This is a genomic window from Streptococcus sp. HMSC10E12 (assembly GCF_001807855.1).
Classification (GTDB): domain Bacteria; phylum Bacillota; class Bacilli; order Lactobacillales; family Streptococcaceae; genus Streptococcus; species Streptococcus salivarius.
On the sequence record NZ_KV791083.1, the window covers coordinates 189,214 to 215,200 of the forward strand.

The following is a 25,987-nucleotide window of genomic DNA, read 5'->3' on the forward strand; positions in this document are numbered from 1 at the left end:
GTTTATTTCCCTTCTGCTTCAGCTTCGAAACGTTCTTTAACCTGCATAACGTCCTTGTCCCCACGACCTGAGAGGCAGACAATGAGGCTTTGGTCTGGCGACATCTTAGCTGCCACTTTTTGCGCAAGCGCAATGGCATGGCTAGACTCAAGGGCAGGGATAATACCTTCTAAACGTGACAGAAGTTTGAAGCCTTCGAGAGCTTCTTCATCTGTGATAGAGTCGTAAGTCGCACGTCCAATTTCGTTGAAATAAGAGTGCTCAGGACCAACCCCTGGGTAGTCCAGACCAGCTGAGATAGAGAAGGCTTCCATGATTTGACCATGAGCATCTTGGAGAACATCCATAAGCGCTCCGTGAAGAATACCTGGACGGCCTTTGGCAAAGGTTGCGGCATGTTTTTCAGTATCAAGCCCCAAACCAGAAGCCTCAGCACCATACATGGCTACTGATTTATCATTAACAAATGGGTAGAACATACCGATAGCATTTGAACCACCACCGATACAAGCCATTACAGCATCAGGCAATTTACCGCCAGAAATCTCTGCATATTGGCGCTTGGCCTCACGACCGATGACAGATTGGAAGTCACGAACAATTTCTGGGAATGGTGCAGGACCAAGGGCTGATCCCATGATGTAGTGCGTATCCTCGATACCTGCAACCCAAGCACGAAGAGCAGCATTTACAGCGTCCTTAAGCACGCGCGAACCATCTGTCACACTAAATACCTTGGCACCAAGCAATTCCATACGGAAAACGTTAAGCGCCTGACGTTTAACATCTTCCTCACCCATATAGATTGTACAATCCATGTCGAAAAGGGCTGCGGCTGTCGCTGTTGCAACACCGTGTTGACCTGCACCCGTTTCAGCGATGATTTTCTTCTTGCCCATACGTTTGGCAAGCAAAACTTGACCAAGGGCATTATTAATCTTGTGGGCACCTGTGTGGTTAAGGTCCTCACGTTTAAGATAAATTTGCGCTCCACCAATATAATCGGTCAAACGTTTGGCGTGGTAAAGAGGTGTTTCACGTCCCACATAGTTTTTGAGGAGGTCATCCAATTCCGCTTGGAAACTTGGATCTTCCTTGGCTTCACGATAGGCCTTGTCCAATTCAATAACGGCTGTCATCAGCGTTTCTGGAACGAACTGACCACCGAATTTTCCGTAAAATCCTTTTGCATCAGGTTGTTGATATGTCATGCTTTCACTCTTTCTATAAATGCTTTAATCTTGTCTAAATCTTTGTGACCATCTGTCTCGACACCTGAGGACACATCTAAGGCATAGGGGTGGAAAGTCTCCTTGGCCTCTGCCACATTGTCCACAGTTAAGCCACCAGCGATGAAATAATCCTGCTCAATCTGCTTATCAGCCAAAAGCTGCCAGTCAAAAGTCTGACCGCTACCAGCAATGGGAGCATCAAAGAGAAGATAATCCGCCTGGCTCTTGACTTGAGAATCACTATCTGAAATCTGAATAGCTCGAATAACTGGTACTGAAATCTTTGGAATCAGGTCTTCATCAAAAGTTCCATGAATCTGAACGATATCTAAGGGAACCTGACCAATTGCTTCTTCCAGTTCCTCAAGACTTGGTGAAACAAAGACACCAACGATTTTTGTCTGACCAGTCACCCCTTTAGCCAGCTCGCGAGCTTGTTCAAGACTCACTTGACGCTTGCTCTTGGCGAACACAAAGCCAATGTAGTCAGCACCTGCTTCAACTGCAGTTGCCACTGCTTCTGGTGTCGATAGTCCACAAATTTTAACCTTTGTCAATTTGCAACTCCTTGACCTTTTCAGCCACATTTTCAGCTGTCATAAGGGCAGTTCCTACTAGAATCCCATTAAAATATGGGGCAATTAAGGCAGCATCCTGACCTGTAAAAATAGCCGACTCAGAAATATAAACAGGCTTGTCCTTGAAATGCGTTGATAACTCAAGACTGGTATTGATATCTGTCCCAAAAGTGACCAAATTACGGTTGTTAACGCCGATGATTTCGGCACCAATACGGTGAGCCACTTCCAATTCTGGTAGATTATGCGTTTCAACCAAGACTTCCAAGCCAAGGCTAGTCGCAAAATCATAGAGCTCCTTGAGACGAGCCTCTGGCAAGGCCGCTACAATCAAGAGAATGACTGTCGCTCCCGCATTACGGCTACGCACAATCTGTTTCTCATCAATAATGAAGTCCTTAGCCAAGGTTGGAATAGCCACCTCTGACGAAATTTCTTTCAAATAGGAAATATCACCCTTGAAGAAAACCTCGTCCGTCAAAACAGAAATCATGGCTGCCCCATTTTCCTCATAGGTCTTGGCTTGAGCCACAATATCCACATCCAGGTTAATATCACCCATACTTGGACTAGCTTTTTTCACTTCAGAAATAATTTGCAGCTTGTTTTGATTTGACTTGAGAAACTCATAAAGACGATAGGTCTGGCGCAAGGGCTGCAAGTCTTCCATGACCAACTGAGCCACTTCTTTTTCTTTTTGTTCTAAGATTGTTGGGAGAAAGGCTTTACTCATACTTGTACCTCTTGGAGTTGGTGAAGTTTCTCTAGGGCTGATCCGTCCGCAATCAATTGGCGAGCAAGCTCAACACCTTCTTTAATGGTCGCAACCTTACCATTGGCAAAGAAGCCAAGACCAGCATTAAGCACTGTTGTTTCAAGATAAGGACTAGCTTCATTTTTCAAGACACTAAGGAGAATCTCTGCATTTTCCTTGGCATCGCCACCTGTGATATCAGACAACTCAACCTTTTCCATACCCAAATCTTCATAAGTGAAAGTGTGTTGGCTGATGTGGCCATCTTCCAAAAGAGTGTAGGTGTTAGTGCCATAAAGAGCAGCTTCGTCCATATTGTCAGGACCTGTGATAATAACCGCACGTTTACGTCCCAACTGTTGGATCGCATTAGCAACAATCTGTTGCAATTCCACACGGTAGAGGCCCATAAGTTGTGTCTCAAGGTCAAGCGGATTAGCCAGTGGTCCGACCAAGTTCATAATCGTTGGAATCCCAAGAGCTTGGCGAGCTGGACCGATAAAACGCATGGCTGGGTGCATGGTTTGGGCAAAGATAAAGGCCAAACCAACCTCATCAAGTGCTTTAGATAGGGTTTCTGGTGATGCCGCAACGTTGATTCCAAGGGCTTCAAGGACATCTGCCGAACCAGATTTAGAGGAAATCGAACGGTTACCAGCCTTGGCCATACGAATACCACCTGCTGCTAAGACAAAGCAAACCGTTGTTGAAATGTTAAAGCTATAAGACTGGTCCCCACCAGTTCCACAGTTACACATAGCATCTGTGAAGGTCTCAGGCAAGACCGTCGCATGTGATTTGAGGGCACGCACAATACCTGTGATTTCATCTGCTGTTTCTCCTTTAGTTTTGAGCCCCATAAGGAAGGCAGCGATTTGGCTTTCTGAGACTTCATTTTTGAGAATGCGGTCAAAGACTGCTTGGACTTGGTCTTGAGACAAGTCTTGTCGGTTTGAGATTTGTAGGAATATTTCTTTCATATCTGTTTTCCTTTTAAAAACGGTTCAATGTTTTCTGATGCACGAGGAGATGTTTTGAGCGTAGACCAATCTAGTCAAAAGACTGTCCGACTAGCCTGCAACGATTTTTACAAAATTTTCAACCATCTTGAGCCCATCTGGACTACCGATGCTCTCAGGGTGATATTGCAAACCATAAATTGGTAGTTCCTTATGTTGAATGGCCATGATTTCTTGATCATCAGTTGTGATAGCTGTCACATCAAAGCCCTCTGGCATTTGGTCAACAACGATGGAATGGTAACGCATAATAGGAACATCATTGTCGATATCCTTGAAAATTGGCGATGGCGTTTCAAAAGTAATATTGCTTTGTTTGCCATGCATGACATTCTTAGCCAAGCCAAGTTTACCACCAAAAGTTTCCGCAATAGCCTGGTGCCCCAAGCAAATTCCCATCATCGGTTTTTTACCAGCGAAATCCTTAATCAAGGCTTCCATTTTACCCGCATCAGCTGGCCAACCTGGACCTGGTGAAAAGACTAGCCCATCAGCATTTTCCGCCTCTTCATAGAGAGTCTCATCATCGTTACGTAAGACCTTTACCTCTGTAAATGTCCCTAGGTATTGTGCCAAATTATAGGTAAAAGAATCATAGTTATCAACTAATAAAATCATTGGGCATCTCCTATTCTTGTCATAGCTTTCGCCTTGTTAATCGTTTCGTAAAATTCATTTTCAGGAACACTGTCATAGACAACACCTGCACCTGCCTGAACATAGGCTTTTTGATTTTTGAGAATCATAGTACGGATAGCAATGGCAAAGTCCATATCTCCTGTCGCAGACAGATAACCAATAGCTCCCGCATAAATACCACGTTTTTCCTGTTCAAGCTCATAGATACGACGCATGGCACGAATCTTAGGTGCTCCTGACACGGTTCCAGCTGGTAGAGTTGATTTTAGAGCATCAAGGGCTGTCAACTCAGGCAAGAGTTGCCCTTTAACCACACTGGTAAGGTGCATCACATAGCGGAAATACTCAACCTCCATATACTTAGTCACCTTGACCGTACCATTTTTAGCAATCTTACCAATATCATTACGTCCCAAGTCAACCAACATACGGTGTTCCGCAGTTTCTTTAACATCATGTGAGAGTTCATCCGCCAAGGCAGCATCTTCAGCCTCATTGGCACCACGAGGGCGAGTTCCAGCAATCGGATTGGTGACCACCTCTCCATTTTTCACTGAAACCAAGCTCTCTGGGCTAGCACCAATCACCTGATAATCTCCAAAATCATAGAAATAAAGGTAGTTTGATGGGTTGGTCACGCGCAAGTTACGGTAGTAATCCAAAGGATCCCCCTCAAAGTCCGCTGAAAAGCGTTGGCTAAGCACGCATTGGAACATATCTCCCTCACGAATGAATTTCTTAGCCTTAGCTACCATATCCATGAAGACCTCTTTTTCGATATGATTTGAAAATTGCAAGGCTTGTAAGGCTTGAGGTGTAAACTCGTTTGGCGCCTGAGTCTGGAGGTCCGTTACCACCTGACCAAGAGCCTGACGCACCGCATCGTTATCACGACCAGAGTAGATATTGTCCTCAACCACATAAACCTTTTCCTTCTTGTGGTCAAAAATTAAATAAGACTCGTAGATGAAGAAATGCATATCAGGTGTTCCAATCGTATCTTCAGGAATCTCACCGATATTTTCATAGAGACCAATCATGTCATAACCTGCAAACCCGATAGCACCACCTGCGAAAGGTAGGTCAGACTTGATGCCCTTGACTGTTACTTGGTCCAAGTATTCGAAAGGATCCTGATCAATCGCCTTACCATTTTCATAAAGAACACCATCCTTGAAGGTTACTTCAAAGACCGGATTGTAGGCAACAATAGAAAAACGTGCATTTTCCTTCTCACGAGGAATGGATTCAAGGATAACCTTATGTTCCCCCTGAACACGCATATAAGCCAAGATTGGTGTTAAGGTATCGGCTGGTAAAATTTTTCTCATAGTATTTCCTTTCAAACTGGTTTATCGAGAGTAATAAGACTGATACAAGACTCCTTTATAGGATGTATCGGCACCATTATTGTTCTTTATTCACTTTCTCTTCCAAAGCAATAAAGGCTTTAATCATGCTTCTCCAACCACTTTCAGCCACATCTGGCGATAAGCCAAGCTCTAGTGCCTCCTTGCGACGGTTAGCTATGACTTGAGCAACACGATCATTCGCCCGGACTGCGGACTTATCTCCTTTGGGCTTCAGCCGTCCTGCCTTTTCCACAAGTATTTGACGTTGGGCCAGGAGTCGAATTAACTGACTATCAATATTATCAATATCACTTCGAATATCGTTTAATGCATCCATAATACCCAACCTTTCATTGAATAATGAAATAATACTCCTTTAAGGTAAATAGACCTTTAAAGATAAAAGTAAACAAAAAACCTCACAGAGAAAAACTCTGTGAGGGCATTAAATCTAGTTTAACACGGTACCACCTCAGTTAATGGTCTCAAAAAACGACCATCATCTCTATCTCCTCTAACAAGGAGTTGCACGGTAAGGGGTGCCAACCGAGAAGAATATGTGTTACCTTCTCATTATCATCCAATCAGCCCAATGTTCGCTCATCTCGATTACCTACTCACAATCACCGCAGGCTCCCTGAAAATCTAAGACCAGTTACTTTCTGATTTACTAACTATTGTACTCCTTTTTAAAAAGATGTCAAGAATTTTCTGTTAATTTTGACAATTCCCCTCCTATAAGATTTGTCTAAACCTAATCCAGAAAGTGAGATAGTCTTGTCCCTAAGCTACACAAAATAAAAAAGCCCCCAAAGGGACTTCTTGGTTTGATAAACAACGGCAGGGTGACAGTCCTGCATCTCTTTCAGACCCGAAGGTGCGGCGGCTGCCTCTTCCGCCCTCGTTGTTACTTCTTAATTATATTATATCACATTTTCTTAGCTCTACCAGCATTTAGATAGTTTTTCAGCTTAGAATCTTTAATCACAAACATGGTACGGACATTAAGTTTATCACATAATCTGACCGCTACCAAAACATTACCATCAATACGTTTGATGTATTCCAAGGACTGGCCATTAGGATGGCGACCGATATAGTCCGGATGAGCAATAATCTCTGGAATACGTTCATAGGTGGCATCAAAATCACTGAATTCCTGGCGATGTTTTTCCATATGCTTCTTACGTTGTGTAGACAGCGTGATTTCTTCACCAGGCTTGTAATCCAAATCAAAAGCTTTAATAACTTTTGGTGTCAAGTCCCCTCCTGTTTTCATGCCTCTATTGTACCACACCTCATGTATATCAAGGCTTTTCCTACTGTTTAGGTATCAAAAAACTCAAGCCTGTTATCAAGCTCGAGTTTTGACTTATGCTTTTTGGAAAGCACCTTGTTTGTAGCTAATCCAGAAGAAAAGCGGTGTACAGATAGCCATTGCTACCAGATAGATTGGCAAGGTATAGCTATTAAGTGTCGAAATCTCAATCACATCTCGAAGATAGTAAGAGCTAATCAAGAAGCCAAAGACTGAGTAAATAATCAAGGCCACACGCCCCTTATTCAACGGGATACAAGCACGAATAACGGCAAGGACACCCGTTGATCCCATCATATAGTAAGACAGCGTCAGCATGTCCGTATTGCTCATGCCAAGATAGACCTGAGAGAGATGGAAAATAAGAACACTGATAACCAGCATCAAGGCATTAGGAATAGACAACTGGAGCGAACGTCTGAGGAAATGTTTCTCAACAGGACGAATATTACGTTCGAAGGTTAAAATAAACGGTGGAAAACCTTCGATAAATTGACCTGCCAAAGTCATCTGAACTTGAATAAAAGGGAAGACCAAGAGGTACTCTGCCTTACCAAAAACAATACTGGCAATACAGATAAGCCCCAAAAGGAAGGAATAAACAGTTTTAATGAGGAAAATCGGTGCAATGTGGGCAATATTATTAACCACACGGCGTCCCTCAAATAGAATTTCAGGAATGTCCTTAAACTCAGAATCCATAAGCACCAAGTTGGCAATCTGACGTGTTGCAGGATCTCCCTCTGCCATAACAATCGAACAATCCGCTTCACGCAGTGCCAAGATATCATTGACACCATCACCAGTCATAGCTGTCGTATGCCCATTGGCATTAAGGGTTTGGATTAACAACTTTTTCTGGTGCGGAGATACACGACCAAAAATCGCAGTATCCTCAGCCAAAGCCTCCAACTCCTCATCGCTGACCTTAGAACAGTCAATATAGCTTTGATAGTCGGCAAAACCAGCTTGATGAGCAATATGAGAAACCGTCACTGGATTGTCACCAGAAATAATCTTAAGCGTCACATCTTCTGAACGCAGGTATTCCAGAGTTTCTGCAGCATCCTCACGAATAGGATCGGCAATTTCAAGTAAAGTCAAAGCCTCGACGTCATTCGGCAAAATCATGGTCTCTGTATCAACACCTGACTGACTCCAAGCCAAAATCAAAACACGAGACCCTCGTGCCTGAGCCTGATCAACTGCTTTGGGATTTTCCTTAAGAAGCATCTCAGGTGCTCCCAAAAAGAGAGTTCCAAGCCCATTAACGCTCACAGCACCCCATTTACGATCGCTTGAAAATGGAATAACATCACCTACCTGATAATGATGTTCCAGACCCTCATAAGCATTTCGAATAGCCTGAGCTGTTGCATTTTTATCCTTGCTATGTTGCATATAAGCCGCAAGCAAACGCTCCAACTCCTCTTTCGTAAAACGCTCTGACAGTAGTTCCAGACCTTTAACTGTCATCTTTCCTTGTGTAATCGTCCCTGTCTTATCTAAACAAAGCACGTCTACACGGGCCAAGGTTTCAACAGAGTACATCTCTTGCACCAGGATATGTTTCATCCCAAGTTTAATGACAGCCGTCAAAAGAGATGTAATAGTCAAAAGGGCAATTCCCTTAGGTAACATTCCCAGAAGGGCTGTCGAACTGGTAACTACCGACTCTTGAAGGGAGAGCTGTTTAATCAAGTAAGCCTCAAAAAAGAGAGCGAGCCCAAACGGTATCACAATCTTGCCCGTAAACTTGGCAATCTTGTCCATGTTATAGAGGATACGTGACACGATTGGCTTATGCGTCTTGGCCTCTAGCATAAGCTTATTGGCATAATTGTCCTCGGCTACGTTAATAACCTTAGCATGAACCTGACCACTCACAAGGTAAGAACCCGAGAGCAACTCCTTCCCATCCTTCTTGAGAATAAGGTCACTCTCACCCGTCAGCATAGCCTCGTTGAGCTCAGCCATCCCATCAACAACCACGGCATCACTAGGCACCTGTTCACCCGCAGACAAGAGCATGATATCATCCAGAACAATATCCTGAGGATCAATAGAAGTCACCTCACCATCACGCACCACACGGATCTGATCCTTATTCATGAGATTGAGCTTATCAATCATGCGACGGGCACGCAACTCTGTCATCATCCCCGTAAAGGCATTAAGCACAATGATTCCGAAGAAAAAAAGATTCGACCAAGCCTGAACAGCAATCAAGGCCACAAAAATAGCAAAATTGAGCATATTAAAGGAGTTAAAGACATTACGCCTAAAAATCTCCCAGTTGCTGGAGCCAGTTTTTGCTTTAAAATGATTTGTTTTACCGGCATCTATCCGCCGCTTGACCTCCACCTGCGTCAAGCCTTGTAACTGTTTTTTCATAACTTTCATAGTAGCATAAAAATGAGGTGTTTTCAAAGGTTAGCCGTCATGGATAGCCAGGAAATAGACCTATTATATCGAACCGCTCTCCCGACTATTTCACTCAACCTAAACTACTTTCAAATAGCAAAGGCAGGAGTCCCTACAAAACACTTCTATGCTATCTTATTCTCTAATTAAACCTACTTTGATAAATTAAATTAAACAACCACTGAAGATTGATTAATGGTTTTGGTTGAGCATCAATCACAGGTTGAACGGTCTCTCTAATTTCTTTTAGGACTTTTCGTTGATTATACTTAATATTGTGATAATGTTCATCAAAAGCATGTTGGAGAGTAAAATTACGATTAAAAATATAACTTTCACCTGAGTCCGGGTAAAAGACTAGAGTACCATCTGAAAAACCTAATACAGACGATTCTGTTCCTTTTTCTCTAGTTATAGCGTACGTCCCGTCCTCATCATAGCTAATACCATCTATTTCCGGTGTATAAATCCAGCCATTATTCTCCATCAGCATAACAATATCCGGCTCTGTTCCCTCCTTATGAGGAATATGCTGAGCATAATAAACAGAGTAAAATTTTAAATTAATAAAGATAAATAGGCTCATTCCTAAGACTGTAACCAACCCTATAAATAGTCCTACAAAAATCCCTAAAATATTGCTTTTTTGCATTGTCATCTTCTCTTTCTTTTTCTCTAATTAAACCTACTTTGATAAATTAAATTAAACAACCACTGAAGATTGATAAAGGGTTTTGTTTGAACCTTCATAATTGGGGAAAAATCTTTCCTAATCTCTCGTTTAATTTTCGATTCATTAACTTGAATTCTTTTTGCTTCTTCTGAAAAATAACTGACGTCCTCAAATCTAAACGTACTGTCAAAACCGATAATCATATTATCCTTATCATATAAAAAGCTTCCTGAGCTTTTTGTTAAAAAAGATTTGCTATTAGTATTTAAAATAGCATTTGTTCCATCATCGACGTATCGAATACCATCAATCTCCGGTGTATAAATCCATCCCATATTCTCTACCAACATAACGAGATCTGGCTCTGTCCCTTCCTTATGAGGAATATGCTGAGCATAATAAACAGAGTTAAATTTTAAATTAATAAAGGTAAATAGGCTCATTCCCAAGACTGTATATAGCCCTATAATTAGTCCTACAAAGAGCACCAAAACATTTCTTTTTTGCATTGTCATCTTCTCTTTCTTTTTCTATTTCCAATCGAATTTTTGACCGGATGAACAATAAACCATTGTACACTATTTTTAACAAGTCTTACAATTTAAGGATTGGTTACTTTGTGATTGCTCTAACATTTTTTATGAATAAGAAAAAATCAAGTCTTAACAAATTCCTCCAATGCTGCTCCCACTTTTTCATTCAAGCTAAACATGGTATAATAGTTAAGATTTTTATACTACTTATTTCTGGGCAGAAGTGGGCAGTAAAATTTAACAAACAGGGGCTAAACCCTTGGTATGAAAGGAATCTAGAAAATATTATGATGAACATGCAAAACATGATGAAGCAAGCTCAAAAGCTTCAGAAACAAATGGAAAAAAGCCAAGCTGAGTTGGCTGCTACAACCTTCACTGGAAAATCAGCACAAGACTTGGTTGTTGCTGAATTAACTGGTGACAAAAAAGTAGTTAACATCACTTTCGCTGATGCTGTCGTAGATCCTGATGATGTGGAAACACTCCAAGATATGACTGTTCAAGCACTTAACAATGCTCTTGAACAAATTGACGAAGCGACTAAAAAATCAATGGGTGCCTTTGCAGGTAAATTGCCATTCTAAAAAATGAAAAGGAATCTCACGGTTCCTTTTTCTATATACTCATCTAGCAACTCAGTCATAACATACAAAAGACTTGGACAAGAAATCCAAGTCTTTTTGTGTTAGTCATATAAAAATTTTATTCTTCAACCAAAGCAAGACCTGACTGTGCGTCTTCTTCGTTTGCCAATTTATAGCGATTCTTTTGACCTAAGTAGATACTCGCTGAATCCAATGAACTTTCTAAAGTAGGGTAATTCACATCCTCATTCGCTGTTTGGGAAGGTACAGGTCCTGAGATTAATAGTTCATCATCATTCTTGACATAAATCTGGTATTCTCCAACCTCGCTAGTTTGAGCTAAAATCTCATTCAACAAGTCTGGGTCAAGCGTTTGAGCTACTCCATCAACCACTTGATTAGAGTCTTGCTTATGCTCCGACGAATCCACTACCTCGGTGATAACGATGTAGTCAGGAGTTTCCTCATCTGTAGTCTTAGATTCTTCAGTTTCTGGCTGTTTTTGTCCAGGTGTTTCTTGCTTCTTCGTATTCTGAGCTTGCCCATCATGATTCTTCAAGTCCTCATCACTAACGGTTTGAACCTTAGTCATATTGGCATCTAAATCAAGTTTAGGAGTTTCTTTGACGTCAGCCGAGGCCCCACTGGTACCCATGAATAGAGCCAGAATCCCCAAAGTAGCAATCAAGCTGATTATTGCTTTGCCGATAAAACCATTATCTTTGTTCTTAATCATAAATCCCTCACTATTTATTTGGTTAGCTCTAACTGGCTAACAAGGCGTCCTATTTACTGCTGTAGGAGGTAAAAGGTTGGTTGAGCTGTTTGACCAACCCTTCACCCAGATAACAATCTTAGCATGCAATCTCCTTGATTTCAAGCGTTTCTTTAATTTTTAAGCATTTTAAACAAATGACAACTTCATGTCTTAAAATTGATGCTAATCTATTATCAGATTAGCTTTTTTACGTTATGCAAATGGTAATTTCTTTAAGTAGTAATTAGGGAAATAATAGTTGTTTTTTAGACAGATTCTTCAGAAAGCACTTTTGCTGACTTATCTTCAAAAAAATTTTATCGGATAAGAAAATTTTGTCAAAACACTTTAAATGTAACTATAAAAAAGAATTCTTGAGACAGGAAGTCGAATTCTCAACATCCTAAAATAAGATTAGGAACTATAATTCCTCTATTAGTCAAAAGAATGCCACAACAAAAGGATTTAAGGGTAACTTCATGGAATACCCCATAATAAATAACTAATCTTAAAGATGCACATCTCTCATTTAGATATATATTTTTAAGGTGTTTACAACTTCTTTAAAAATAACTAACACACAAAAAATCATTACGAAAAGCCCTCTATTTCCCCATAAATAACTTTCCCCATATAGAAAATGTATCCTCCAAATTCAAAAAAATGTCCGTATTCTGGATACGTCATTGCTAGAAACTATGAAAAAACTCTTTATCTATCATCAACTTTGACGGAAAACTAGATCCCCTTTGGCACCCCTATGATGAAGTATTTACCGACCTAAACTCTCCGATAATTATGGAAATTGAAAAAAATAGTATATCCACTCCGTAAAAGACTAAAAATAACCTAACTTTATAACTATTTCACCAAATCTTCACCTTACTCAAAGCTCATTTGAAATAGTATTTTCTCATATGTAAACGCTTCGTCCACATTTCTGTCACATGTAAGAAGAACTTCTCCACTTTTAAACCTTTTTTTCCCTCAAAACCTAGATATTCCAAGGAAAATCCGTTACAATAGAGTACGGAAAGATAGGTAATTATCAGCATCATTATTTTCGTATGAAAGGGAAATTCATGGCTTATATTCAAATGAAGCATAGCTATAAACGCTATAAAACCGGTGATCTGGAAATTATCGCAAACAACGACGTAAGCTTTGATATCGAAAAAGGGGAGCTTGTCGTTATTCTTGGTGCCTCTGGCGCTGGGAAATCAACCGTTCTTAACATCTTGGGTGGTATGGACACCAATGACGAAGGCCGCGTCATTATTGATGGTAAGGATATCTCTGAATACACAGCCAAAGAACTTACAACCTATCGTCGTGAGGACGTTGGCTTTGTGTTTCAATTTTACAACTTAGTTTCTAACCTTACGGCCAGAGAAAACGTCGAACTAGCATCTGAAATCGTTCCAAACGCTAAAGATGCTACTCAAACACTCGTCGAAGTCGGTTTGGGAGACCGCTTAGACAACTTCCCATCACAACTATCTGGTGGTGAGCAACAACGTGTCGCTATTGCACGCGCCGTTGCCAAAAATCCAAAGATTCTTCTTTGTGATGAACCAACAGGGGCTCTGGATTATCAAACAGGAAAACAAATCCTGACCCTCCTTCAAGAAATGGCTCGCAAACAGGGAACAACTGTTATTATCGTGACCCATAATGCTTCTCTAGCTCCAATTGCCGATCGTGTCATTCGAATGCACGATGCCAAGATTAAGAGTGTGGAACTTAATTCTAATCCACAAAAAATCGAGGACTTGGAATACTAGAAAGGAGCAACGTCATGAAAAAAACAACTTATTGGAAAGATGTTTGGCGAACCTTTGTAGCTTCTAAAGGGCGTATGCTCTCTATTGCCTTACTTATGGCACTGGGATCCTTTGCCTTGATTGGTCTTAAAGTAACTTCTCCTAATATGAAGAAAACTGGGGAACACTTCTTCAAGACGCATCAAACAGCTGACTTGAGCTTAATCAGTACTTACAGTATCAACCAAACCGATCAGGACCTTCTCAATACAATTAAAAAGAAAAATGTAGACATCGAGTATGGTTATTTCAAAGATGCTGTCGTCAAGGGAACGAATACGGCATTTCGTATCTTCTCTAAACCTAAGAAAATCTCCACTTACGACCTTATTGAGGGGAAACTTCCTACCAAGGACGGGGAAATCGCTCTTTCCTCAACTTATAAAGAAGAATATAGCGTCGGAGATAAGATTAACTTTTCTGAGCCAGTAGATAGCTCAGGGCAAAAACAGTTAAAGGAACAAACATATACCATTACTGGTTTTGTTAATTCCTCTGAACTTCTCTCTAGGAACCGTCTTGGTAATGCCAGCGCTGGTACGGGGAAACTAGATGGCTACGCCATTGTTCCAGAGACGAACTTCACCTCTAATGATTACATGATTGCCCGCATCCGCTACAAGGATTTGGAAAATGTTAGTCCTTTTAGTGAGGAATACGCAAATAAGATTTCTGAACGAAAGGCTGAACTTAAGAAACTCTTTAAAGATGAACCTGAGAAACGCCTAACTGAGATCAAGTCTCAGTCTCAAGCTCAAATTACTCAAGCTAAACAAGAACTTGAAACAGCTCTCGCACAGACCCAGCAAATGGCTACAAGCAACGCTGCTGAAGCTGCTAGTGTCAAAGAAGCTACTACCAAGATTGAAGCCAAGCAAAAAGAACTCGAAGAAAGTCAAGCAATGGTTGATAATTTACCAGCGCCTAGCTATCAATTCTACTCACGTCGAGAGATTCCGGGTTCCGAGGGATATGTTGCTTATGAAAGTAATATTAACATCATTCACGATGTGAGTAACATCTTCCCTGTCGCTCTCTACTTTATGGCAGCTTTGGTTACCTTTGTAACCATGGGACGCTTTGTTGAAGAAGAGCGTGGTAAGGCTGGTATTTTCAACGCCCTAGGCTACAGTAATTCGCGAATTATCCATAAATTCGTCATTTATGGTTTGATAACAAGTATTACTGGTACAACCGCAGGTGTTATTACCGGTCATACACTACTTCCGATTCTAATTCACAACACTTATAAGAGCGATTTGCAGCTTCCTGCTTTTGAATTGCACTTCTACTTAGGACTTACCCTTGTGGCCTTCCTTTTAGGTCTCTTATCTGCTGTGCTACCTGCCTTTGTGGTTGCCAAGAAAGAGCTCTGGGAAAAGCCTTCCCAACTCCTCCTTCCAAAACCACCTCGAGCAGGAGCTAAGATTGTCCTAGAGCGCATCACACCGCTTTGGAAACGTCTCAGCTTTACGGAAAAAGTTACCATGCGAAATATTTTCCGCTATAAGCAACGGATGTTTATGACCCTCTTTGGTGTCGCAGGTTCTATTGCACTTCTCTTCGCAGGTTTAGGAATTCGATCTTCTGTATCTAACCTTAACCAACAACAGTTTGAAGATATCATTCACTATGATATGATTGTTGCTAAGCAACCAAATGCGTCAAGTACTCTGGATGAGGAACTCACTAAACTCCTCGATAGCAAAGACGTCAAAGAATACTTGAATGTCCATTTTGAAACCTTGCAAAAAATTGCCGGTACCAATAAGGACACCCAAGAAATCTCAACCCTTGTCTTTAACGACCGTGACGAAAAGCTCATTGACAGTTACGTTAGCTTACATGACCGAGACCGCAATAAGACTCTCAAGCTATCTAATGACGGAGCAATTATCTCTGAAAAAATGGCAAAACTTCTAAACCTCAAGGTTGGAGATACCATTACTGTGCAAAACAGTCAGGATGAATCTGTCAAGATTAAGATAGCTGGTATCACTGAAATGTACATGGGGCATTTCCTCTTTATGAATGCTAGCTACTACCAAAAAGCTTTTGGGACACCTTCAGTGAATAATGCCAACCTTGTTACTCTCGCTGAACCAACTAAGCAAAATGTTGAAAATATGGCAGCCAAATTCATCAACTTGCCAAATGTTTACGGTGTTGTTCAAAACAACAACCTTAAACTGCAAATCAGCACTATGGTCAATTCATTGACACAGGTTATTGGTATTTTGATTACAGTTTCCATTCTCCTTGCTGTGGTTGTTCTCTATAACCTAACTAACATCAACGTTTCAGAACGTATCCACGAACTTTCAACCGTTAAGGTTCTTGGTTTCTACAATAATGAAGTATCCCTCTACATCTATCGTGAAACTATTTACCTGTCTATCATCGGTATCTTCGTAGGGTTTGGTCTTGGACAAGCACTCCACCAATATATGGTAAGCATCATTCCGCCAGATCGTATCATGTTTGATCCATCTATCGGTTTGGCTACCTACCTTCTACCAGCTGTTCTTATCGGCTTCATTCTTATTATCCTTGGCTTCGTTGTTAATAACCGCCTAGCCAAGCTTAATATGCTCGAAGCTCTAAGTTCAGTTGAATAAGCTAAAAACGCCTGAGAAGTAATTCTCAAGCGTTTTTTTATATTCGATAAATTTATTTCGTTTTAGTCTTAGCTAACTCCAAACAGTAGGTCTTTACATGACAATGAGGACAAGTCAACTTACGAGTCCTTGGTGTATGTCCGGCAATGGCAAATTCTTTAAAACTTGGATCAAAGGTCCTATGACAATTAGGACAAAGGTATTCAAACTGCTTTCTATAGTGAAACATCACTAAATTCACTACTATAATATAAGCAGGACAGACAACAAACAAACCTCTAGGATCCTTAAAATAATAAATGACAACCAGTAGACCCATCAGATAAAGAAGGGAGGTTAGAATGACACTCCCATACATTCTCAACTGCAAATGACGCCATGATTTTTGATTTTCCATAAGACGTGAAATGTCTGACAAATCTTCCAACGAAAGTTGATGTCGTTTAGCAGTTGCTTTTTGCAAGTGACGGGCACGTTTTAGTTTGACCTCTATTTCCTCTGAAGACTTTTCCAAGCTTTCAATTTGGTCTGTCAATAAAAGCTCTAAAACCTGTTCCCTATTCTCCTCTTGCAAGAGTTTTTGGATTTGTTTGATTGAGAAATCCAAATCTCTTAAGAAACAAATGACTTGTAGTCGTTCCAAATCTGAGTCGTGATAGATTCTCCGACCACCCTCTGTGACTTCAGATGGCGTCAAGATCCCTCGTTGATCATAGTACTGGACGGTCCTAACAGACACTTCTGCTGCTTTAGCCAACTCTCCTGTTGAAAACTGCGACATCTCAGTCACCTCCTTTTAAGATTTTCTATCAAGGGAGGTCTTTCACCACCTTTGATACCTAGATTCTACCTTATAACGCAAGGTAATATGCAAGCTATAACCCTAGAGGATTTTCTTTTCTTACAGAAAAAGTTAGCTATCACTCTTTACAACCTTTACAGCTCCTGTAAAGGTTTAGTCGAAAAGACCACCCAAACCTAAAGCCGCAAAAGGATTGTTACTGACTTCTTCCTGTTGCTCCAGAAGCTTGGCATTCTCATCTAATTCGAGAAACTTCTCGTAAATCTGAGCGGTCATCCGAGCATCCTCCAAGCTGTTATGACCGTGTCCCTTGATTCCGAAGAAATCTGCCACACTGGTTAGCTTGAGGTTGACAATACCATTCAAATCCGAAGCACGACGGTCAAAAGCCTCATCAAAAACATCTAAAGCATATTGCTCTTCCAAGTCCAAACCATTTTCCGACAAAAGAGGCAAGTCCGACTTAAGGGCATTGTAGCCGATAAGTGGAGTGTCGCCAACAAATGATTTAAAATCCGCTAGAACGGACTCTAGCTTTGGTGCCTTGGCAATCTTGTCCGCTGTAATCCCCGTCAAACCATTGATAAAGGACTGCAAAGGAACGTCCGAATAGACAAAAGAGTCAAACTGATCCACTTCCTCATGCTGAGCCATCTTAACGGCCGATACTTGGATAATATGTCTAACCCCGTCCACTGTGTTGAACTCTAAATCAAAGGCAATATAAGTTTCTAAATTTTCCATTTTATCTCCTATAATAGTTAAAGCTGAGACTGAGTCCCAGCTTCTTTTTTATTTTCCAAATAGACGTCCAAAGAAACCTTTTTTAGAAGCTTCTTCTTGTTTGGTCTGGATTTCTTCCACTTGGGCCTTAGCTTCGTCAACCTCAACCTTAGCCTCATCGAGTTCCAGTTTAAGTTCTTCCTTGTCCTTCATAGCAGTCAAGGTCAATTGTTGCTGTTGATCGATTTGCTTGTCCTTTTCAGCGATTTGAACGTCTTTGACACGCAATTGATCATCCATGTTAGACAACTGCTCATCCTTAGCCTTCAACTGAGCATAAAGACGGGCAATCTCAGAGTTTTTCTCGTCTACAAGAATCTCTAACAACTCACGTTGCTTTGTTTCTTCATCGATTGGCTCATCGTCAAAGATAGTTTTCTTGTAGATTTCCTCCAACTTAATCAAGCCACTGCGCTTAACGACAGTAACCCCTTTAGCATTTTTTTCTAAATCTTCTTCTGGAAGTTGTTTGACACGATTATTGACTGCTTGACGACTAACGCCAAGGATTTCAGCAATCTCGCTGACTGTCTTTTCAATACTCATAATAGCCTCATTTTCTCTTGAAATGTCTTACTATGAGAATATCACAATCACTCCTTTCTGTCAATTTGACTAGTTATTCCGGATATCTGAAGGGCTCTTTTTAAGTCACTTTTTCCTTTCACTCTTCAAACAATTTACTTGATAGGAAGCTAAGCTTTTGGTAAACTAGGTGTGGGTGTAAATGTATATAGAAGGAAAGTCTTTGACTTATACAACCGGTACTTCCAAATTAGGTTTGGCCGATATCAGATCTGTTGTATCTAGGAATGGTGGGAACAATTCCACAAGGTTTGGGATTTTCATTCTTGCTCCAATTATGGGTGGCATTCGAGCAACCTTGGTTGCAAAACTGCTTGATATTGAAGCATAAATCACATTATCTTCAACGGTTTAACTGTTGGAGTTTTTTTATTGTCAATCCACTCGCTCACTAAAGCCTCATATTGCCATCTGAGATTGAAAAAAGCCCTAAATTATGCCATAATAAACAAAAGCAAAATAGAAAGAATGAGTCCTATGAAAAACTTCCGTGATGATATTAAGGTCAATGATTTGGCCCAGCCCTTCTTAGAGGCAATCGTTGAACAAATGACCACTGTATTCGACCCTGAGATTGAGCTAGATATTTACAACCTTGGTTTGATTTATGAAATCACTGTCGATGAAAATGGCCACTGCTACTTCCTTATGACCTTTACTGATACTGGTTGTGGCTGTGAAGAGACAATGCCTTATGAAATCGCTGAAAAGCTAAAAGCCATCGACGGCATTAACTCTGTCAAGGTGGAGACCACTTATTCACCAGTCTGGAAGATGACACGTATCAGTCGTTATGGACGCATTGCTCTTGGTATCTCACCTCGAGGCGGAAAATAAAAGGAAAACCGATTGGACATCTCCAACCGGTTTTTTATCAGGCTAACAGCAGATAGACGATCACTTGTCATGATACTATAATCAACTGTCTTAGGATTTAACACCAAAAAATCACATCGAACAAATGGCCGGTGTGATTTTATTTTATATCATGTAATTAGGCTTTACCTGATTTATCCATGTTCCAGAAGTCGGTAACGGCACCACGAGATGCTGAAGAAACGATGTGAGCATACTTACCGAGGACACCACGGCTATAAAGTGGTGGCAACTCAGTCTCAGCTTTACGTTTCGCCAACTCTTCGTCTGAAACGTGCATAGTAATTTCTTTAGTATCTTGGTCAACTGTAACCATATCACCTGTACGGAGGTAAGCAATAGGTCCACCAACCTGAGCTTCAGGAGCAATGTGACCAACAACGAGTCCGTAAGTACCACCTGAGAAACGTCCGTCTGTCAAGAGGGCAACCTTGTCCCCTTGCCCCTTACCAACGATCATTGATGACAATGACAACATTTCTGGCATACCAGGACCACCCTTAGGACCTACAAAACGTACAACAACTACGTCGCCATCAACGATTTCATCAGAAAGAACGGCTTCGATGGCATCTTCTTCTGAGTCAAATACTTTAGCAGGACCAGTAATGTTACGAACTTTAACCCCTGATACTTTAGCAACCGCACCTTCTGGAGCCAAGTTACCTTTCAAGATAATCAATGGACCATCAGCACGTTTAGGATTTTCAAGCGGCATAATGACTTTTTGACCTGGTGTCAAATCATCGAAGGCCTCCAAGTTTTCTGCAACAGTCTTACCAGTACATGTGATACGATCACCGTGAAGGAAACCATTCTTAAGAAGGTATTTCATAACGGCTGGCACACCACCGACGTTGTAAAGGTCTTGGAAGACATATTGACCTGATGGTTTCAAGTCAGCCAAGTGAGGCACACGCTCTTGGAAATCGTTGAAATCTTCAAGTGTCAAATCAACATTAGCTGCGTGAGCAATAGCAAGCAAGTGAAGTGTCGCATTTGTTGAACCACCAAGTGCCATTGTGACGGTGATGGCATCTTCAAAGGCTTCACGTGTCAAGATATCTGATGGTTTAAGACCTAGTTCAAGCATCTTAACAACCGCACGACCTGCTTCTTCGATATCTGCTTTTTTCTCAGCCGATTCTGCAGGGTGAGATGATGATCCTGGAAGACTCATACCCATTACTTCGATTGCTGTCGCCATTGTGTTGGCAGTATACATACCACCACAACCACCAGGGCCAGGGCAGGCATTACATTCAAGTTCTTTAACCTCTTCGGCAGTCATATCACCGTGGTTCCATTTACCGATACCTTCGAAAACAGAAACCAAGTCGATATCCTTACCGTTAAGATTACCTGGCGCAATGGTACCACCATAGGCAAAAATCGCTGGGATATCCATGTTAGCAATGGCAATCATAGAACCAGGCATATTCTTATCACAACCACCAATAGCAACAAAGGCATCGACATTGTGACCACCCATAGCTGCTTCGATTGAGTCGGCAATGATATCACGAGATGTCAATGAGAAACGCATCCCTGGTGTCCCCATGGCAATACCATCGGCAACGGTAATCGTACCAAATTGAACTGGCCAAGCACCCGCGTCTTTAACACCTTCTTTGGCAATTTGACCAAAACCGTGCAAGTGGATATTACATGGTGTGTTCTCAGCCCAAGTTGAGATAACCCCAACAATAGGCTTTTCAAAACTATCATCCGTCATCCCAGTCGCACGAAGCATGGCACGGTTAGGTGATTTAACCATGCTATCGTAAACAGATGAACGGTGTTTCATGTTATTTTCAGACACGATATTTTCCTCCATAGTTAATAACTATTCTAATTTAAACTTCTACTCCTATTCTAACATAAATTGTCTAAAAAAACTGACCATTTACCAACTATTCTCCCTTTTTAAATTATGCTAAAATAAAGGCATGAAACATTTTGATACTATCGTTATTGGTGGGGGGCCTGCTGGCATGATGGCGACCATTGCCTCAGCCTTCTATGGCCAACAAACTCTCCTAATTGAAAAAAATAAACGTCTCGGAAAGAAGCTGGCTGGTACTGGTGGTGGACGTTGTAATGTTACTAACAACGGGACTTTAGACGATCTTCTAGCAGGCATTCCTGGTAATGGACGTTTCCTCTATAGCGTCTTTTCACAATTTGATAACCACGATATCATTGCTTTTTTCGAGGACAATGGTGTCAAACTCAAGGTTGAGGATCACGGACGTGTTTTCCCTAAGACAGATAAATCACGGACCATCATCCAAGCTCTGGAAAATAAAATTCAAGAACTAGGTGCTAGTATCCTTACCAATACAGAAGTTGTCTCCGTCAAAAAGGTTGATGAGCAATTCCAAGTTAAGTCTTCAGACCAGACTTTTACCAGTGATAAACTCATCATTACAACTGGAGGAAAATCTTACCCATCGACTGGTTCAACTGGTTTTGGACATGATATTGCCCGCCATTTTAAGCTCCATGTCACTAATCTTGAAGCTGCGGAAAGTCCACTCCTAACGGACTTTCCCCACAAGGCTTTACAGGGAATTTCTCTTGACGATGTCACTCTGTCCTATGGCAAACACAAGATTACCCACGACCTTCTTTTCACCCATTTTGGCCTATCTGGACCAGCTGCCCTACGTCTTTCCAGCTTTGTCAAGGGTGGTGAGATTGCTCATCTTGACTTTCTTCCCAACCAAAGCCAAGAGAATCTCAAGACTTACTTTGAGGAAAACCGTGAGAAATCTGTCAAAAACACCCTCAAAGCTCTTGTGCCTGAGCGAGTCGCTGAATTCCTAGCAGAAGACAAGGCTGATAACAAGGTTAAACAACTGCACCCCAAAGACTTGGAAAACATTATCAGTCAGCTTAAGGATATGGAAATCCCAATCACAGGTAAAATGTCACTTGCCAAATCCTTTGTGACTAAAGGTGGCGTTGACCTTAAGGAAATTAATCCCAAGACCCTAGAAAGTAAAAAAGTCCCTCACCTACACTTTGCAGGAGAGGTCCTAGACATCAATGCCCATACCGGCGGTTTTAATATCACTAGCGCCCTCTGTACTGGTTGGGTTGCAGGTATTCAGAGCCCTTGGGACTAAGAAGCTTTTTCAATTAACGACAACAAAAAGGTCCCTTCTGTCATAGAAGGGATTTTTTGTCTATTTCTCAAAGGAGAGGAGGGGATTCGAACCCCCGAGCCCCGTTAAGGACTACACGCTTTCCAAGCGTGCGCACTCGGCCTCTATGCGACCTCTCCATATCAAACGATTAGCCATCAATAGGCTAATCGTTATTTTTAATCAAGTTTTCAAGATTTAATCTTTAAACTGAGCCTCTACTCGGTAGATGACCTGACCTTTTTCTGAGAACTTACGCTCGTACTCAGTCATGACATTGCCCTCATAATCACTTGCATGAAGGTCCAACCAAACTTTGTTGATAACCATTCCATACTGTGAAAAGCTCGCCAAACTGTATTCGAAAAGTCCACGATTGTCTGTCTTAAAGTGAATCTCTCCATTTTCAGGCAGAATTTGCTTATAAGTATCTAGGAAAGTCTTGTAAGTTAGACGACGTTTCTCATGACGGCTCTTAGGCCATGGATCTGAGAAATTCAGATACATCATATCCACTTCGCCATCTTCAAAATAGTTGGTCAAGGAAGATCCATCCACACGCAAGAGCTTGACATTTTCAGCACCAGAGGCCAAGACCTTATCCAAGGCGTAACTCAAAACAGACAACTGAATATCAATACCAATGTAGTTGATGTTAGGGTTTTGTTGGGCCATACCAGTAATGAAGGCCCCTTTACCAGATCCTACCTCGATATGGATAGGATTATCATTACCAAAAAGCTCATGCCACTTACCTTTAGCAGCTTCCGGCTCAAGAATAACGTACTGAGGATGGTTAGCTAGGTGTTCCTCTGCACCTTTACGTTTTCTAACTCGCATGTCTACTTTCTAATATCTGTGCAAGGTCTCTCTGAATTTACGAAGTTCATAAATCTCTCGGTTGGCATGTTCCATATCACGGCTATCAAAGAATTTTGAAATCTGTGTCAAATATGAAAATTGCCCATACCAGTAAATCTTGTCCATCACAAGGTCATTGTTCTTATAGCCATAATATGACAACCACTGGGGCCAATGTGCCAATGGAATATAATGGCTGAGGATCTGTGCCACATCATACATACGATCTGTTAGACGTACAGAATCCCAATCAACCAAATAAATCAATCCTGAGGTTGTGATGACAAAGTTACTATGACGAGCATCTCCGTGAACAATTGTTGCAATCTCCGCACGAAACTCAGGAAGATGGCGTTTCAAATCTCTAACAACGTCTTGAAGGAAGCCATTTTCACGCAATTGATAAGCGGCATTTTCTTCCCACTCGTGTAGAAGATCAAAAGGATTTTCAATATGATAATCCAACTGCAAGAGTTGATTAACCAAGTGTTTAGAGCGGTGCAAATTACCAAGAATTTGGATAATCTGTTTACTGTTCATGTCATGTTTGGTCAAAATACGACCATCAAGCCACTCCTGTGCACTCATCATGTCACCATTTCCCAGACGCTTAGCCCACAAGAGCTGTGGTGCAATCTGTTCCTTGGCAAGAGCTGCCAAGATTGGTGTTGTATTCATCTTCACAAAGACGCGATCTCCGTTTGGGTAAGTTCCCATATAGGCCTTACCACTATTTCCTTTGAGAGGAGTCAGGCTCAAATCTTTATCTGTTGATGTCACCTAGGCATCTCCTTTTTCTTTAGTCATTCGTTTCTATTTTAACTTATTTAATAGGTGTTAGTCAATCATCTTCTTAAGCTTGGCTGGTAGGTAAACAAGGCTCAGAACTAGCATCATTCCAACCAAAATCAGGCTAAACTTAAGGTCGAAGAGACAAATAGCCTGTACCAGAGTCATCCCAAGTACAATCTGGCTAATCAAGCGCTTAAGATTGCTTACCTGCATGTCTTTTCCAACTGGCATAAGGTTAGCCATTCTCTGATAAGCAAAGTGCGATTTAAGTGCCGTGAGCTGAAAGAGCAAGAGGTAATCAAAAACAACCACAAGCACCATAGCCAACCATTTTTCAGGAACCAAAAAGATAACTAGAAGTGTTAGGGCAAACAGGCGTAAACTAAGGGCAAAGTAATCCCCAGAACGCAAGAAGGCTCTTAGGTAAAGATTGTACCAAGTATGTTCCTTGTCTTTCTTTGTACGTTTGAGAATACCATCCAAATAAGCACGGCGTTTAACACTCGACGTAATCCCTTTAACATTGGTAAAGAGTGAAAAGAACTTCAGAATCGATTGTTGACGCTTATTTTCCGCTGCAATAGCCTCAGTCCAATTCAGTCCAGACTGCTTATAAAAAGGTTGAGCCTTTTTCTGAAAAATGAAGTACTTAAGAATAGCCATAGCCACAGCTACAAGGATAACTCCCCAAACTGGAAGTCCCAAGGCTAAAAAGAGAGGAATAACCAAAATAAAAATCAGGGTTTGTACTATTAACCAAAATCTAAAAGCACGTCCTGTTGCCTTCTTAACATGGTCTAGTACCTCTTCTTCCTTAACCAAAAGGTAGTGCTTGTCCGCAGGTTCTAGATAAGTCGCAATATTCCCCCAGAAAGGTAATAACAGACAAAGCACAAGCAAGCCAAGAATGATTGCCCACGGATTTTTTGGAAAATGCTTCAGCAACTGGCTATACTGAACCAAGACAAAGCCTAGCAGAAAGAGAAGAACCAAGATAAAATGATCATTAAAAACGTAGCGACTATACTTAGCACAGCGGGCATTGAATCGCTTGCTACGCTCCTTAAATAGCTTAGCTATCATGACAATTCTCCCTTAGTTAACTGCATGTAGATATCGTTAAGACTAGCACTATCGTCGCCAAAAGTCTGACGGAGCTCCTCGAGAGTCCCCTGTGCTAAGACCTGTCCATGGTGCAAAATCACAAAGCGATCACACATTTTCTCAGCCGAATCCAAAACGTGGGTAGACATGAGAATCGCCTTACCATTCGCTTTTTCCTCAGCCAAAAGCTCAATCAAGTCCGAAATCGCCAAGGGATCCAAACCTAGGAAGGGCTCATCAACAATGAAAAGACTTGGATTCACAATAAAGGCACAGATAATCATGACCTTCTGCTTCATCCCCTTTGAAAACTGAGTCGGGAACCAATCTAGCTTTTCATCTAAACGAAAGAGCTTAAGGTACTTGTCCGCACGTGCCATTCCTTCAGTCACATCAAGACCATAGGCCATCAACACCGTTTTCAAATGTTCACGAAGCGTCAATTCTTCATAGAGGCTTGGCGTTTCAGGGATGTAACCAATCTTCTGACGATAGCTAGCTGAATCTTGCTGAATGGTTAACCCATCAATGGCAATCTGTCCCCCATAAGGTGTTAAGAGACCAATAATCTCGTTAATTGTTGTTGATTTCCCAGCACCATTAAGACCGATAAGACCAACTAATTCGCCATCAGCCACCTCAAAAGTCACATCTTTTAGGACGGGAATATTAGCGTAACCACCCGTCACCTTTTCTAATTTAAGCATTATCTTTTCTCTCTTTGGTAT

25 protein-coding genes and 1 tRNA gene are annotated in these 25,987 nt (G+C 41.3%); 5 read left to right on the forward strand and 21 right to left on the reverse strand.

Annotated features, from left to right (window positions below; genetic code table 11):
- Window positions 1-2 precede the first annotated feature (2 nt).
- The 11 genes from trpB to HMPREF3112_RS02290 form a co-directional block, all read right to left on the reverse strand.
- Entirely contained in the window at window positions 3-1,211 is a 1,209-nt protein-coding gene (trpB, locus tag HMPREF3112_RS02240) for a tryptophan synthase subunit beta (RefSeq protein ID WP_022496114.1), read from the reverse strand.
- A complete protein-coding gene (locus HMPREF3112_RS02245) occupies window positions 1,208-1,789 on the reverse strand; it encodes a phosphoribosylanthranilate isomerase (protein ID WP_037611884.1) in 582 nt (193 codons plus the stop codon). Before HMPREF3112_RS02245 ends, trpB begins: the two co-directional genes overlap by 4 nt.
- Window positions 1,776-2,543: an indole-3-glycerol phosphate synthase TrpC gene (trpC, locus tag HMPREF3112_RS02250; RefSeq protein ID WP_070437791.1), complete on the reverse strand. Its 768-nt coding sequence runs from the start codon at window positions 2,541-2,543 to the stop codon at window positions 1,776-1,778. Before trpC ends, HMPREF3112_RS02245 begins: the two co-directional genes overlap by 14 nt.
- Window positions 2,540-3,544: an anthranilate phosphoribosyltransferase gene (trpD, locus tag HMPREF3112_RS02255; protein WP_070437799.1), complete on the reverse strand. Its 1,005-nt coding sequence runs from the start codon at window positions 3,542-3,544 to the stop codon at window positions 2,540-2,542. The genes trpC and trpD overlap by 4 nt, the downstream gene beginning before the upstream one ends.
- A 90-nt stretch (window positions 3,545-3,634) precedes the next feature.
- On the reverse strand, window positions 3,635-4,201 hold the full coding sequence (locus HMPREF3112_RS02260; protein WP_070437803.1) for an aminodeoxychorismate/anthranilate synthase component II: 567 nt from the start codon (window positions 4,199-4,201) through the stop codon (window positions 3,635-3,637).
- Window positions 4,198-5,553 (reverse strand): anthranilate synthase component I, encoded by a 1,356-nt coding sequence (gene trpE / locus HMPREF3112_RS02265; RefSeq protein ID WP_064520730.1) that lies wholly within the window; start codon window positions 5,551-5,553, stop codon window positions 4,198-4,200. Before trpE ends, HMPREF3112_RS02260 begins: the two co-directional genes overlap by 4 nt.
- Window positions 5,554-5,629: 76 nt before the next feature.
- Window positions 5,630-5,911, reverse strand: coding sequence for a chorismate mutase (locus HMPREF3112_RS02270; protein WP_070437806.1), 282 nt, complete (start codon window positions 5,909-5,911; stop codon window positions 5,630-5,632).
- Window positions 5,912-6,502: 591 nt separating this feature from the next.
- Complete coding sequence (locus HMPREF3112_RS02275) at window positions 6,503-6,853, reverse strand: PBECR3 domain-containing polyvalent protein (protein ID WP_070437809.1); 351 nt, start codon at window positions 6,851-6,853, stop codon at window positions 6,503-6,505.
- Between the two features lie 93 nt (window positions 6,854-6,946).
- A complete protein-coding gene (locus HMPREF3112_RS02280; protein WP_070437812.1) occupies window positions 6,947-9,295 on the reverse strand; it encodes a cation-translocating P-type ATPase in 2,349 nt (782 codons plus the stop codon).
- A gap of 163 nt (window positions 9,296-9,458) precedes the next feature.
- Window positions 9,459-9,968: a hypothetical protein gene (locus HMPREF3112_RS02285; RefSeq protein WP_070437815.1), complete on the reverse strand. Its 510-nt coding sequence runs from the start codon at window positions 9,966-9,968 to the stop codon at window positions 9,459-9,461.
- A gap of 23 nt (window positions 9,969-9,991) precedes the next feature.
- A complete protein-coding gene (locus HMPREF3112_RS02290; RefSeq protein WP_037620496.1) occupies window positions 9,992-10,498 on the reverse strand; it encodes a hypothetical protein in 507 nt (168 codons plus the stop codon).
- A gap of 311 nt (window positions 10,499-10,809) precedes the next feature.
- On the opposite strand from HMPREF3112_RS02290, the gene HMPREF3112_RS02295 reads away from it, so the two are divergent.
- On the forward strand, window positions 10,810-11,109 hold the full coding sequence (locus HMPREF3112_RS02295) for a YbaB/EbfC family nucleoid-associated protein (RefSeq protein ID WP_021143723.1): 300 nt from the start codon (window positions 10,810-10,812) through the stop codon (window positions 11,107-11,109).
- 118 nt (window positions 11,110-11,227) lie between these two features.
- On the opposite strand, the gene HMPREF3112_RS02300 is transcribed toward HMPREF3112_RS02295, so the two are convergent.
- Window positions 11,228-11,845, reverse strand: coding sequence for a hypothetical protein (locus HMPREF3112_RS02300; RefSeq protein ID WP_049546044.1), 618 nt, complete (start codon window positions 11,843-11,845; stop codon window positions 11,228-11,230).
- 1,103 nt (window positions 11,846-12,948) lie between these two features.
- Between HMPREF3112_RS02300 and HMPREF3112_RS02305 the strand changes: the two genes are divergently transcribed.
- Complete coding sequence (locus HMPREF3112_RS02305) at window positions 12,949-13,650, forward strand: ABC transporter ATP-binding protein (RefSeq protein ID WP_070437818.1); 702 nt, start codon at window positions 12,949-12,951, stop codon at window positions 13,648-13,650.
- A 14-nt stretch (window positions 13,651-13,664) separates the two neighbouring features.
- Complete coding sequence (locus HMPREF3112_RS02310; RefSeq protein ID WP_049546043.1) at window positions 13,665-16,307, forward strand: FtsX-like permease family protein; 2,643 nt, start codon at window positions 13,665-13,667, stop codon at window positions 16,305-16,307.
- A 52-nt stretch (window positions 16,308-16,359) separates the two neighbouring features.
- Here HMPREF3112_RS02310 and HMPREF3112_RS02315 read toward each other — a convergent pair whose 3' ends face one another.
- From HMPREF3112_RS02315 to HMPREF3112_RS02325, 3 genes are all read right to left on the reverse strand, one after another.
- Window positions 16,360-17,088: a MerR family transcriptional regulator gene (locus HMPREF3112_RS02315; protein WP_070437820.1), complete on the reverse strand. Its 729-nt coding sequence runs from the start codon at window positions 17,086-17,088 to the stop codon at window positions 16,360-16,362.
- 174 nt (window positions 17,089-17,262) lie between these two features.
- Entirely contained in the window at window positions 17,263-17,853 is a 591-nt protein-coding gene (locus tag HMPREF3112_RS02320; RefSeq protein ID WP_048790355.1) for a 3'-5' exonuclease, read from the reverse strand.
- A gap of 48 nt (window positions 17,854-17,901) precedes the next feature.
- The gene (locus HMPREF3112_RS02325) at window positions 17,902-18,438 is read right to left on the reverse strand and encodes a DUF536 domain-containing protein (RefSeq protein WP_002884601.1); all 537 of its coding nucleotides are present in this window, start codon (window positions 18,436-18,438) and stop codon (window positions 17,902-17,904) included.
- 516 nt (window positions 18,439-18,954) lie between these two features.
- Between HMPREF3112_RS02325 and HMPREF3112_RS02335 the strand changes: the two genes are divergently transcribed.
- Window positions 18,955-19,314, forward strand: a complete 360-nt coding sequence (locus tag HMPREF3112_RS02335) for a metal-sulfur cluster assembly factor (protein ID WP_022495745.1) — start codon at window positions 18,955-18,957, stop codon at window positions 19,312-19,314.
- Window positions 19,315-19,471: 157 nt separating this feature from the next.
- Here the strand turns inward: HMPREF3112_RS02335 and ilvD are convergent, their stop codons facing one another.
- Complete coding sequence (gene ilvD / locus HMPREF3112_RS02340; protein WP_014632703.1) at window positions 19,472-21,190, reverse strand: dihydroxy-acid dehydratase; 1,719 nt, start codon at window positions 21,188-21,190, stop codon at window positions 19,472-19,474.
- A gap of 112 nt (window positions 21,191-21,302) precedes the next feature.
- On the opposite strand from ilvD, the gene HMPREF3112_RS02345 reads away from it, so the two are divergent.
- Entirely contained in the window at window positions 21,303-22,484 is a 1,182-nt protein-coding gene (locus tag HMPREF3112_RS02345; protein ID WP_022495744.1) for an aminoacetone oxidase, read from the forward strand.
- 71 nt (window positions 22,485-22,555) lie between these two features.
- On the opposite strand, the gene HMPREF3112_RS02350 is transcribed toward HMPREF3112_RS02345, so the two are convergent.
- The 5 genes from HMPREF3112_RS02350 to HMPREF3112_RS02370 all read right to left on the reverse strand — a co-directional run bounded on the left by HMPREF3112_RS02350 (window position 22,556) and on the right by HMPREF3112_RS02370 (window position 25,966).
- Window positions 22,556-22,642: transfer RNA gene (locus HMPREF3112_RS02350), tRNA-Ser, on the reverse strand.
- 58 nt (window positions 22,643-22,700) lie between these two features.
- Window positions 22,701-23,342 carry a tRNA (guanosine(46)-N7)-methyltransferase TrmB gene (gene trmB, locus HMPREF3112_RS02355; RefSeq protein ID WP_070437826.1) on the reverse strand — a complete coding sequence of 214 codons (642 nt, stop codon included), beginning with the start codon at window positions 23,340-23,342 and terminating at the stop codon, window positions 22,701-22,703.
- A gap of 9 nt (window positions 23,343-23,351) precedes the next feature.
- Entirely contained in the window at window positions 23,352-24,143 is a 792-nt protein-coding gene (gene ccrZ / locus HMPREF3112_RS02360) for a cell cycle regulator CcrZ (RefSeq protein ID WP_002884270.1), read from the reverse strand.
- 57 nt (window positions 24,144-24,200) lie between these two features.
- Entirely contained in the window at window positions 24,201-25,235 is a 1,035-nt protein-coding gene (locus tag HMPREF3112_RS02365) for an ABC transporter permease (RefSeq protein WP_371106348.1), read from the reverse strand.
- A complete protein-coding gene (locus HMPREF3112_RS02370; RefSeq protein WP_070437832.1) occupies window positions 25,235-25,966 on the reverse strand; it encodes an ABC transporter ATP-binding protein in 732 nt (243 codons plus the stop codon). Before HMPREF3112_RS02370 ends, HMPREF3112_RS02365 begins: the two co-directional genes overlap by 1 nt.
- Between the last annotated feature and the right edge of the window lie 21 nt (window positions 25,967-25,987).

Bases quoted from the DNA above. Each gene is read 5' to 3' on its own strand.
- trpE (WP_064520730.1), bottom strand. From the start codon at position 5,553: ATGAGAAAAATTTTACCAGCCGATACCTTAACACCAATCTTGGCTTAT.
- trmB (WP_070437826.1), bottom strand. From the start codon at position 23,342: ATGCGAGTTAGAAAACGTAAAGGTGCAGAGGAACACCTAGCTAACCAT.
- HMPREF3112_RS02370 (WP_070437832.1), bottom strand. From the start codon at position 25,966: ATGCTTAAATTAGAAAAGGTGACGGGTGGTTACGCTAATATTCCCGTC.
- HMPREF3112_RS02280 (WP_070437812.1), bottom strand. From the start codon at position 9,295: ATGAAAGTTATGAAAAAACAGTTACAAGGCTTGACGCAGGTGGAGGTC.
- ilvD (WP_014632703.1), bottom strand. From the start codon at position 21,190: ATGGAGGAAAATATCGTGTCTGAAAATAACATGAAACACCGTTCATCT.
- HMPREF3112_RS02260 (WP_070437803.1), bottom strand. From the start codon at position 4,201: ATGATTTTATTAGTTGATAACTATGATTCTTTTACCTATAATTTGGCA.
- trpB (WP_022496114.1), bottom strand. From the start codon at position 1,211: ATGACATATCAACAACCTGATGCAAAAGGATTTTACGGAAAATTCGGT.
- HMPREF3112_RS02270 (WP_070437806.1), bottom strand. From the start codon at position 5,911: ATGGATGCATTAAACGATATTCGAAGTGATATTGATAATATTGATAGT.
- HMPREF3112_RS02290 (WP_037620496.1), bottom strand. From the start codon at position 10,498: ATGCAAAAAAGAAATGTTTTGGTGCTCTTTGTAGGACTAATTATAGGG.
- trpC (WP_070437791.1), bottom strand. From the start codon at position 2,543: ATGAGTAAAGCCTTTCTCCCAACAATCTTAGAACAAAAAGAAAAAGAA.
- HMPREF3112_RS02315 (WP_070437820.1), bottom strand. From the start codon at position 17,088: ATGTCGCAGTTTTCAACAGGAGAGTTGGCTAAAGCAGCAGAAGTGTCT.
- HMPREF3112_RS02320 (WP_048790355.1), bottom strand. From the start codon at position 17,853: ATGGAAAATTTAGAAACTTATATTGCCTTTGATTTAGAGTTCAACACA.
- trpD (WP_070437799.1), bottom strand. From the start codon at position 3,544: ATGAAAGAAATATTCCTACAAATCTCAAACCGACAAGACTTGTCTCAA.
- HMPREF3112_RS02300 (WP_049546044.1), bottom strand. From the start codon at position 11,845: ATGATTAAGAACAAAGATAATGGTTTTATCGGCAAAGCAATAATCAGC.
- HMPREF3112_RS02310 (WP_049546043.1), top strand. From the start codon at position 13,665: ATGAAAAAAACAACTTATTGGAAAGATGTTTGGCGAACCTTTGTAGCT.
- HMPREF3112_RS02335 (WP_022495745.1), top strand. From the start codon at position 18,955: ATGAAAAACTTCCGTGATGATATTAAGGTCAATGATTTGGCCCAGCCC.
- HMPREF3112_RS02295 (WP_021143723.1), top strand. From the start codon at position 10,810: ATGATGAACATGCAAAACATGATGAAGCAAGCTCAAAAGCTTCAGAAA.
- HMPREF3112_RS02285 (WP_070437815.1), bottom strand. From the start codon at position 9,968: ATGCAAAAAAGCAATATTTTAGGGATTTTTGTAGGACTATTTATAGGG.
- HMPREF3112_RS02325 (WP_002884601.1), bottom strand. From the start codon at position 18,438: ATGAGTATTGAAAAGACAGTCAGCGAGATTGCTGAAATCCTTGGCGTT.
- HMPREF3112_RS02345 (WP_022495744.1), top strand. From the start codon at position 21,303: ATGAAACATTTTGATACTATCGTTATTGGTGGGGGGCCTGCTGGCATG.
- HMPREF3112_RS02275 (WP_070437809.1), bottom strand. From the start codon at position 6,853: ATGAAAACAGGAGGGGACTTGACACCAAAAGTTATTAAAGCTTTTGAT.
- HMPREF3112_RS02305 (WP_070437818.1), top strand. From the start codon at position 12,949: ATGGCTTATATTCAAATGAAGCATAGCTATAAACGCTATAAAACCGGT.